This window comes from Myxacorys sp. (assembly GCF_059501405.1).
On the sequence record NZ_JCACCM010000071.1, the window covers coordinates 31,548 to 41,412 of the forward strand.

Annotated in this window: 11 protein-coding genes; 8 read left to right on the top strand and 3 right to left on the bottom strand. The window is 45.5% G+C overall.

Going from position 1 to position 9,865, the window contains the following annotated elements:
- The first annotated feature begins 14 nt into the window (after positions 1–14).
- From AC5I6P_RS07055 to AC5I6P_RS07080, 6 genes are all read left to right on the top strand, one after another.
- A complete protein-coding gene (locus tag AC5I6P_RS07055) occupies positions 15–1,373 on the top strand; it encodes a beta-barrel domain-containing protein (protein WP_495693041.1) in 1,359 nt (452 codons plus the stop codon).
- 39 nt (positions 1,374–1,412) lie between these two features.
- Complete coding sequence (locus tag AC5I6P_RS07060) at positions 1,413–1,901, top strand: HetP family heterocyst commitment protein (RefSeq protein WP_495693042.1); 489 nt, start codon at positions 1,413–1,415, stop codon at positions 1,899–1,901.
- Positions 1,902–2,212: 311 nt separating this feature from the next.
- Positions 2,213–2,548 (top strand): hypothetical protein, encoded by a 336-nt coding sequence (locus tag AC5I6P_RS07065; RefSeq protein ID WP_495693043.1) that lies wholly within the window; start codon positions 2,213–2,215, stop codon positions 2,546–2,548.
- Between the two features lie 306 nt (positions 2,549–2,854).
- Positions 2,855–3,157 carry a hypothetical protein gene (locus AC5I6P_RS07070; RefSeq protein WP_495693044.1) on the top strand — a complete coding sequence of 101 codons (303 nt, stop codon included), beginning with the start codon at positions 2,855–2,857 and terminating at the stop codon, positions 3,155–3,157.
- Positions 3,158–3,651: 494 nt separating this feature from the next.
- Complete coding sequence (locus AC5I6P_RS07075) at positions 3,652–3,969, top strand: hypothetical protein (RefSeq protein WP_495693045.1); 318 nt, start codon at positions 3,652–3,654, stop codon at positions 3,967–3,969.
- A gap of 294 nt (positions 3,970–4,263) precedes the next feature.
- Positions 4,264–5,019: a peptidylprolyl isomerase gene (locus AC5I6P_RS07080; protein WP_495693046.1), complete on the top strand. Its 756-nt coding sequence runs from the start codon at positions 4,264–4,266 to the stop codon at positions 5,017–5,019.
- 391 nt (positions 5,020–5,410) lie between these two features.
- Here the strand turns inward: AC5I6P_RS07080 and AC5I6P_RS07085 are convergent, their stop codons facing one another.
- The 3 genes from AC5I6P_RS07085 to AC5I6P_RS07095 all read right to left on the bottom strand — a co-directional run bounded on the left by AC5I6P_RS07085 (position 5,411) and on the right by AC5I6P_RS07095 (position 7,651).
- The gene (locus AC5I6P_RS07085) at positions 5,411–6,742 is read right to left on the bottom strand and encodes a YcjF family protein (protein ID WP_495693047.1); all 1,332 of its coding nucleotides are present in this window, start codon (positions 6,740–6,742) and stop codon (positions 5,411–5,413) included.
- A gap of 87 nt (positions 6,743–6,829) precedes the next feature.
- Positions 6,830–7,135, bottom strand: coding sequence for a DUF2973 domain-containing protein (locus AC5I6P_RS07090; RefSeq protein ID WP_495693048.1), 306 nt, complete (start codon positions 7,133–7,135; stop codon positions 6,830–6,832).
- Positions 7,136–7,333: 198 nt separating this feature from the next.
- Positions 7,334–7,651 carry a DUF2605 domain-containing protein gene (locus tag AC5I6P_RS07095; RefSeq protein WP_495693049.1) on the bottom strand — a complete coding sequence of 106 codons (318 nt, stop codon included), beginning with the start codon at positions 7,649–7,651 and terminating at the stop codon, positions 7,334–7,336.
- Positions 7,652–7,869: 218 nt separating this feature from the next.
- Here AC5I6P_RS07095 and thrS point away from each other — a divergent pair, with 218 nt between their 5' ends.
- Both thrS and AC5I6P_RS07105 read left to right on the top strand, forming a co-directional pair.
- Entirely contained in the window at positions 7,870–9,702 is a 1,833-nt protein-coding gene (thrS, locus tag AC5I6P_RS07100; protein ID WP_495693050.1) for a threonine--tRNA ligase, read from the top strand.
- A 22-nt stretch (positions 9,703–9,724) separates the two neighbouring features.
- Positions 9,725–9,856 (top strand): hypothetical protein, encoded by a 132-nt coding sequence (locus AC5I6P_RS07105; protein ID WP_495693051.1) that lies wholly within the window; start codon positions 9,725–9,727, stop codon positions 9,854–9,856.
- Positions 9,857–9,865: the final 9 nt, after the last annotated feature.

Here is a 9,865-nt window from a genome sequence, read left to right on the forward strand (position 1 = left end):
CGCTTGAGGCATCTATGTTCAATACTGCCCCTCAAAGCCGACGTTCCCAGCCCCCCGATCGTCAGCTACAGACATCCCCAACTAATTCAATAGACAATACTGCTTCATCAAATTGGTCTATTCCTGTACGCACCCTGCTTGACCAGCCTCCTTCGGTGCTTCCTTTTCGGCTAGCAGTAGGCGGAGTTGCCTTTTTAGTTTGCTTTGCGACTTGGGCTTGGTTTGGGCAACTTAATGAAGTCGCTTACGGTCAAGGGAAACTGATTCCCAAAGGCAATGTTTACAAAGTGAATCCCGTAGAGACGGGCAAAGTGGCTCGTGTTTTGGTCAAAGAAGGAGATGTGGTCAAAGCAGGACAGGTCTTGGTCGAATTCGATACAGAACTGGCAACCCGTGAAGTAGAGCGTTTAGAAAAAGATTTGGCGGCGGCTCAAACTGAATTGAGCCAAATGCATAATTTGCTGACGCAGAGCCAACAACAGGATCGCACGCATGTAGCTGTCATTCAGGCAGCCACGCAAGCGCAGGAGGTAGAAGTTGCCCAAGCACAGGGCGATATCAGCACAACGCGACAGTTGCTCGAACAGTTACAGGTAGATGCCTCTGCCCAAGAAGAGCGTTTGAGCCGATTACAACCGTTAGTGGTGGCGGGAGCTATCTCACAAGAGCAAATCTTTCAGATAGAGCAACAGTTGCGGACTCATCAGCGCACGATTACCGAACACGAAGGAACCCTCCAGCGGCTGATTGCGGAAGCCCAGCGATCGCAAGTCGGGCTGAAACAAAAGCAAACGGAAGAGAAGGAATTTCAGCAGGAGGCAAAACAGCGATCGCAGCAGCAAGACATCAAAATTGCTCAACTGCAAGCGAAGATTAGCCAGCTAGAAACCTCAATCAAAGCGGCAAATACCAAATTAAAACAACAATTTCTGTATGCCCCTGCAGATGGGATGATTTCCACCCTCAATGTTCATAATCCGGGAGAAGTCGTACAGATAGGACAACCGATCGCTGAAATTGCCCCTAGCGGCAAACCGCTGGTCGTATCGGCCATGCTGCCCAATCGGGAAGCAGGCTTTGTCAAGGCTGGAATGCCAGTGCAAGTGAAGCTTGACGCTTACCCATACCAAGATTACGGCGTGATTGCGGGTAAGGTAATGACGGTCTCTCCGGATGCCCAAGCCAACGAGCAGCTTGGGCAAGTCTACCGAGTTGAGGTGGAGTTAGACCGGACTTACGTTACAAAAGAGCATCAAAAAGTTTTGTTTAAGTCAGGACAAACAGCAACCACTGAAATCGTCACGCGTCGCCGTCGGATTTTAGATCTTCTGACGGAGCCATTTAAGAAACTACAAGGCGATGTCAACTTGTAATTTTTTTGTGTAGCTCTCTTTAATAAAAAGGAGAAAGGGATGAATCCCTCAAATTATTACGCTCAATCCGATAGCAAAACCGATAAAGCAATGACTCCTGAGCAATTTACTCAGGTTGTTGATGCCATTCTTGAGGGGAAGTATTCCTGGGCATGTATCCTGATTTTGCGGTTCGCAGGTTACAATCCTTGTCACTACATTCCTCGCCGAACCTACAATCGGTTAGTCAAAGAAAATCTTCAGGAAATTCGGGCTAAAGACCAACATCAAACGGGTGCTGCGAATTCTCTGCGATCGCATCTTAACAAAACGCCTGATTTAGCTTATTTAGAAGTGTTAGATAAACAAAAGACGGAAATTCGGGGTGGTCACTTTGAATGGTGGACAAATACCGATGCTCCGAAGTATGGCTCCGTTCTGAATTGCGCTCAGGCACTCGAACGGTTTGGCGATTACGGAGCGCGATCGCCTATTAATTCACAAGGGATTTATGAACCGCTAGAAATAGCCAAGATGAGGTTGAGCTAAGAAAAAATTAGATGGTCAACTGAGTGCGGCTAGCACAAGGCTTTAAAGAACTGGCTCTGTCAAATCCGCAAGGAGCACTTTTTAATTTGCTATAAATTTCACTGAGGCGCAAATAATTGCGCCTTTTTTTGTGGAAATTTTTCTTAAAACCGGGCCAAAATGACCCCACACTCTCGGCTGTTCTCGTTATATGTAGGGATATAGGATAGTTACTTGAGGTGACAGGAATAGAGCCTTTATTTTCTAACTGCTTTATTCGCAGGACTCGACTAAATTGATACAAAGCATCACCAATTTAGAGGACTGATTTCATGTTCATCACTGATTTAGACCATTTAGTTTATTCTCCTGACAACAAGAGTATTGTAGGCAGTAGCTTAGCTTCAAACTCTCTTGTTTTGAATCTTAATAACCAACAGCTTATCTTGAGACAAGGCGACACAGAGCTCTTCCAAACAACCCTTCCTCAATCTCCTTCTGGTATTCAGCTATCTTATGAGCAAGCGCCAGGTTTTGCGGTTTCAATTAACAGCAACAACGAGAATGGCGGTTTTACAGCCTCATCAACTGTCGTTGGAGTAGCCACTCAAAGCAGCGGTTTAACACCTATCTCATTCTGGGGCTTGCTTTTCAATTCTTTTAGATAACTTGCCCATAAAGCTGATGTTGCCTACTAAATTTTGAGCCTTTACAAGCTTTCAAATCTGCTTTAAAGCAATCAAAATAAAACAACTTCTCAAGTGCCAGAGAATATAAGAGTTTGGCACTTGTTTTGCTGAAATAAAGGGAAACTTCTAGACTGCTAGAATTTGAGGATTACTGGAATTAAATTCTCAAAACAAATTCGAGAATGAGCCAAAATGACCCCACGCACAACAACAAAAAACATATCTTATAAATATCAACTCAAGCAGAGTTGAAACAGAAAAAAACAATTTTCTAGGAGCAATCTGATGATTATCTCTGATCTAAACTATCTACAACCTGCTGAAGAGACTGATGTTTTAGGTGGATACAATTTTGGTGGCAACCACTCTTCCAATATCTATGAAAACCTATACATCAACAAGTATCTTAAGTCGAAAGTTGATGTGTATGGCAACTTTGCTGGCGCTGAAGCTGATGCTGTAGCAGAGGGTTACAATACATCCACTCAAGCAATTTCTTCCACTTATACCAAGCAAGGAGTAGCTTCTGCGTCTAACGCAACCTCTGTTTCTGCTTCAGCTGGCTCTTACTTCCACCACCATCACTAATTTTGCTTTCATTAACCAGATTGGCTGATAGAAGCAATTTTCTGAGTTGACAAAAGAAGTTGGCGAGCATCTGCAATCTTTGCGATGCTCACCGGCTTTCTTTCCGCAGAAAAATCATCAAAACTTCCCGAATACAAATAAACTATAGAACATCGATAAAATAAGATTCAGAGTTGCATTGAATCTTTTATTTTCGGTTTGTCCTATATTGAAGTGCGGGGTCTTTTCTTGAGCAAATTTTTGAAAAGCTGTTTTCACTGCTTCAATTTGCCTTGAGCTGAATTAGATTGAAGATTCCTTAGCTGATACAGTTGCCTAACCCAGGTAACGAGTTTTTCACGCTCAACTCGTGGTTAAAGGTTATGCGTAATAGTCTTCAACTTAAGATAGGGCAGCTCTGAAGTAAAAGAATTATAGGCTTCTCAAAAATTCTTTCAGGAAGAAAGTGCAGGTTTTATCTTAGAAATGTGTGAGAGTCTTGGAGTAACAATGCAATGGTACCTATCGAAGATCTAGACTTTATCAACCCCCAGGCATCTACATCTACTGCTCTTTTAGGAGGCGTTAACACTGAAGTAAATGCTAGTGTATTTACCGGATATAACTTTGCTTCTGGAAATGTGTCTAGCTACGCTTTTGGGCAACAAACCTTGACTTTTGCTGGCGTTTCAACAAAAATTACCAACACCTCTTTCTCAAGCAATAGCTCTGTTCAGGCAAACGGCACAGCAGTTGCACAAAGTGGAACGCAATATTCTAGAACAAGCGTCAAAATAAGTTCTTCTTCAACATACATTGATTATTCCAATTAAGACTTTTTCATAATTCTACTTTCTGTCAAGTGGTTGGCATTTGAACTCTACCTAAGTAGGCTCTGGAGTTATTGCTTAATTACCACCGTTTACGTAATTACCTCAATCTATCAACTGAGGCCGAAGCTCAAATTACAGAAATTTAGAAGGCTCAATTATGCATCTACTTGTAGTTGTCGATTGGTTCTAAAACGCGGTGAGTAGCATTACGCGAGAATGGGTGACTATACGACAACAATGGTCAATTACTTCCCAACCATATAGCTAATGATATTTACTCAGCTTGACAACGACATGGCTCCCTCATCAAATTCGCCGATTCAGCCAGCCTTAAGTTCATCTATTCAACCAGACGAGATTGTTGGTTTTCTGAAAAAAAACTTACTGCTTAAGGATATTCGGCAGAGAATTTTATGTCAGAGAATTATTGACCAGGCGGCGCGATCGCGCGAGATTACGATCGCTCCCGAAGAGATCCAAGCTGAGGCTGATCGTCTGCGTCTCGAGTTTCGCCTAGAGCGGGCAGCAGAGACCTTAGCATGGCTTACAGAACAGCAGATAACGGTAGAGGATTGGGAAGCTGGAATCCGCGATCGTCTGCTCTCCGAAAAGCTCAAACAAGAGCTTTTTGGCCATCAAGTCGAAAGTTTTTTCGCCCAAAGCCGTCTGGATTTTGAGCAGGTGTTGCTCTATCAAATTATTGTTCCTTACGAGAAGACGGCTCGCGAGATCTTTTACCAAATTGAGGAGCGAGAAATTAGTTTCTACGAAGCGGCTCATGTTTATGATATTGATGAACAACGCCGACATCAATGTGGTTATGAAGGAGTAGTGTATCGTTCGGGGTTGAAGCCAACTTTAGCAGCCGTCATCTTTGGTGCAACTGCGGGAGTAGCAATTCCGCCTGTTCAGACGGAGGGTGGCTTTCATCTACTGTTGGCAGAAGAGTTTATTCCGGCTCAATTAACGCCAGAAGTCAGACAGCATATCTTAAACCGCTTGTTTCAGGAATGGTTGTTGGGCGAATTGAATTATTTACTTCACCAATAAGACCCTAGACATTAAGGAGTGTAATGATGAACCATTCTAAAATTTTGATTCAATACGTTGTTTCTACTGATGGTAAAACGGTTGCAGAAGCGAAGAGTTCTGTGACTGTGAACGGAAAAGAAAATATAACTTACCAATCGACTATAGCTAAAGTTCATCAGGACGGAAGCTCTAGCAGTTCATCATCTAGTGCTTCGTCTAGCATTTCATGATTGAACTTCTCACATCAACAATGAAATTGACATAGACGTTCAAAAAACTATGTGCTCTAGCATTGATTTCTGTGGAGACAGCACTACTGACTATTCACAAAAAAATGACAGAATTACATATCTGAACAGCGAAAGATTAAATCTCGCTAATGTGGGCACAATTTTTTGTTGCTTGCTTGTTAGTGCTTAGTATTTTTAAAGCGCTCTTTCGCGATCGCAAAGGATTCTCGCATCGCTTCCTGAATTCGTTTTGGGTCGGGCTTCTTTCCGCCCATCAAGTCGCCAAAGTAAACACAAGCCCCTTCACCTAGCGCCCACGTGTAGGCACTCGCCCACGATGCCGCAATCACGCTGCCAAAACCGGGAATAAACTTGACCAACTCTCGCCCGATCGTTTGTGCCAAAAATCCGCCTGCGATCGCGCTCACCACCCCACCCGCCTGCGAAGGGTTAAGTGTTTGCCCATACAACTGTCCCAGTGCCCCTACCATTGATACTTGCAGAGCCGTCAACACAGGCATCGTTGCAAGCGGAAGTGGAATTGCTGCTAGTGCCCCTGCCATTACCGAAAATGGCAAAATGTAGCGCCGCCCGGCTTCTCGGTAAAGATTGCCGATCTCTTGTCCGGCTTCTCGCTCTTCTAGAAGTTCCGCGATCGTTCGCGCTTCGGCTTCAGGAAGCAGGTCTGACAACGCATCAACTAACGCTTCCAAACCATAAAAGGTGGGATTAAATTCGTCTTCTTCGAGGGTAAAATCGATCAGAACAGCGTGATCGAACAAATTCTTAAAGCTGCGTTGAATCTCAGCAAAGGCACGATCAACATCCTCGAAACTGGGTGGATAGGGAGGATGATCGGTAACGCTGGACGGGTAGAGTTCATGCAAACACGTGGCCGCTAAGAGGCAAGGCACTTTAGGATGTTGCTGTCGAATTTGGCGGGCAATCTGTTGCAAAGTGTCTGTCGCAAAGTCATTAATTTTGACCGTCAAAATCAAGACATTCGCCCGTTTTTCGGCCTTCTCTTCCTCAAGCTCTCCCGTCAATTCTCTAATCACATCCGAAGTTTCTTGCCTTCCGTCGCCCAATCCGACCGTATCTGTAAAGATGATCAGTGGCAACTCGGCTGTCGGATAGCTGTATTGCTGAGTGTGTTGGGTGTGAGGACGAAAGCCTTGACCGACGATACCTGATGACACTCCAGTTAGCCCTCTTACGATCGAGCTTTTGCCTGCCTGCGGTTTTCCGATCAAAAGCGCTTCTGTCGTTGGCAATTCCGCTCGAACTTTCTCTAGAATTTCGGCAACTTCCGCCTCATCAACCTTGAACCAACCTGTCACCCATTGAGCCGCCTGCTCAATAGGTAAAAGCTCAGTGGGTAAAAACTTATTTGGTAAAGACTTAGTGGCATTCGACCATCCGCTAGACAATCCGCCACCAATCGCTGCCTGAGCTTTACTCAACCAATTCTGCGATTCCTTGTTAGAAGGCTTTTCAGGAGGATGAGCCATAGTTTAATCCCCGTTCAATCTCAGACAGCGCGAAATAGGAAAAACCAAGGCGCGGTCTTTCCTCTTCCAATGTATCGCGATTCAAGGCTATGCGTCTTCCCGAGAGGTGTCTCCACCCGGAGAAGAGTTGTACAGCGCATCCAATTGCTCACGCGCATCTTCTACCGTCATCGACTTCATCACCAAAAGCGGTTCGTTCACCACTCTGCCCTCAGAGTCCAGCAACTCAGGATGAGGGACAGAACGCGCCATTGACGCCCGACGGTATGCTCCGCCACCGGAAGGGTGCTGCCGAGATTCACTGCCTAACGTTATCAAATTGCGGATCAAGTTACTCATCGCCAAGAAGGCAAGAGTTGTAAAAGCCAGAATGTAAAGCAGGTGGAGTAACATAGCGCCTCTCGCCAAACGACATTGATCAAATGGGGGACTTAAAAATGTAGTGAACCTAACAAAATTTTTGCTAAATCCAGTCTTGTAATTATGAGAAAAATTTTCCCTGTTGTCTAACAGTTTCTCAGATTTTTCCTGATTCTTCCATCCATTCTCAGAGAGAGTTTGTGACTACGCTATTAAGATGATTCTCGATCTCTATCGGGATTTCTCAGACCGCAGGCGCATACTAACTTGCCAGCACTCAGAAACGAGTTGATGCCAGGTCATCAAAATTGGCGTGTCAACTCCGGCTTGTCCGCTTGTCGCTTTGAGGAGAGCCTGCGCAGTGAGGACTTCTTGATAAGCGTAGTTGACTCTCTGCAAGAGATCCGCTTGCTGTTCTTCAGTTAGAAAGGCGATCGCTTGAGATTCAAGCAAGGTGCGCGATCTCGTGAACCAGTACTGAAAATCTTCCAAAAGGGGTTCCAGAACAGTCTTGAGCAGATTGGAATCGGAGAAGTTGGAGTTAAACATCTAAAAATGTTGAATTTTATGTTGTCAGAAAACCTTAATAGTCTTTACATTTCGTAATCTCTTCTCATTCTATCTGAAATTGCCAGAAATAAGCAGGAAATCTCTTAGCTCGGTAAGATGGATGAACGGTGAAGTTCATCAGGCGTAGAGATGATTTTTGTCTCTATCGTCATTGATGTTTATCCTGTCCTGCCCTTTATGTTTTAGCGATTGAGTTCATGGTTGCCCAATCCCCCAAAAAAATCCATCTGCCCAAGACCAGCGAATCGGAATCACTGCAAAAAATTCGTCACACGGCGTCGCATGTGATGGCTATGGCAGTGCAAAAGCTATTTCCCAAAGCGCAGGTGACGATCGGGCCGTGGATCGAAAATGGCTTCTACTACGATTTTGATAGCCCTGAGCCGTTCACCGAAAAAGACCTCAAGGCAATTAAAAAAGAGATGGCGAAGATTATTCGTCGCCAATTGCCGGTCATTCGCGAACAAGTCAGCCGCGAAGAGGCAGAACAGCGGATTAAAGCGATCGCAGAGCCGTACAAGCTAGAAATTTTAAACGACATTAAAGAAGAGCCAATTACGATTTACCACTTGGGCGATCAGTGGTGGGATTTGTGCGCGGGTCCGCACCTTGAGAGTACCTCTCAGTTGAACCCCGATGCAATCGCGCTCGAATCGGTGGCGGGTGCCTACTGGCGGGGTGACGAAACCAAGGCGCAACTCCAGCGCATCTATGGCACAGCTTGGGAATCGCCCGAACAGTTAGTCGAGTATCAGCGTCGCAAAGAAGAAGCCTTGAGACGCGATCACCGCAAAATTGGTAAAGAATTGGGCTTGTTTATCTTCTCCGATTTGGTGGGTCCCGGTTTGCCCTTGTGGACACCCAAAGGAACGGTGCTGCGATCAACGCTAGAGAGCTTTCTGCAAAAAGAGCAGCTTAAGCGCGGCTATCTCCCTGTGGTGACGCCTCACATTGCCAGAGTTGATCTATTTAAAATGTCTGGGCATTGGCAGAAATATCACGAAGACATGTTCCCGATGATGGCAGAGAGCCAAGACGCTAAGGAGCATGAGCAGGGCTTTGTGATGAAGCCGATGAACTGCCCATTCCACATTCAGATTTATAAGAGCGAACTGCGATCGTATCGAGAACTGCCGATGCGCTTAGCCGAATTTGGCACAGTTTATCGGTATGAGCAATCGGGCGAGTTGGGCGGTCTAACTCGCGTTCGAGGCTTTACCGTAGATGATTCTCACCTATTTGTCACACCCGAACAGCTTGACGATGAATTCCTCAAAGTTGTGGACTTGATTCTGTCGGTATTCGAGAGCTTGCGACTGAAAAACTTTAAAGCTCGATTGAGTTTCCGTGATCCCGACTCTGACAAATACATCGGCTCGGATGACGCCTGGGAGAAAGCGCAGGGTGCGATTCGCCGTGCGGTCGAAACGCTAGGTATGAACTACTTTGAAGGCATTGGAGAAGCGGCGTTCTACGGTCCGAAACTAGATTTCATCTTTCAAGATGCTCTCGATCGCGAGTGGCAGCTTGGCACAGTGCAAGTTGATTACAACCTTCCCGAACGCTTTGACCTGGAATATGTTGCAGATGATGGCACCCGCAAACGTCCGGTGATGATTCATCGTGCGCCGTTTGGATCTCTAGAACGGCTCATTGGAATTTTGATCGAAGAATATGCAGGGGATTTTCCGGTGTGGTTAGCACCCCTGCAAGTGCGTCTTTTGGCGGTGGGTGATGAGTTTCTGCCTTTTGCAAAACAAGTTGTAGAGCAAATGCAGGCGATCGGCATTCGGGCTGAGGTCGATTTGAGTGGTGATCGCTTAGGCAAACTGATTCGCAACGCTGAGAAAGACAAAATCCCAGTCATGGGTGTTGTTGGTGCGAAGGAAGTGGAATCAAATTCACTAAGCATTCGAGCTCGGATACGTAATGAAGCGGGTAACATTCAGTCGCAGGATGTAGGATCGCTCTCTGTAGCTGAAGTGTTGGAGCGACTAAAGCAGGCGAACGAAACCCACGGTAATTTCTAGAAGGGTTATCTTCAGATATCCAATGGCTTCCAAAATTTTGGAAGCCATTTTCAAAGCGGGGTCATTTCTAGAAGAACCACACTACTACCTCAATTTTCAATCCATGATGGCGTTGTTGCATGAAGAGGAGTTGCGGAAGGGTGGGGCATGGTAAGTTTCAGTT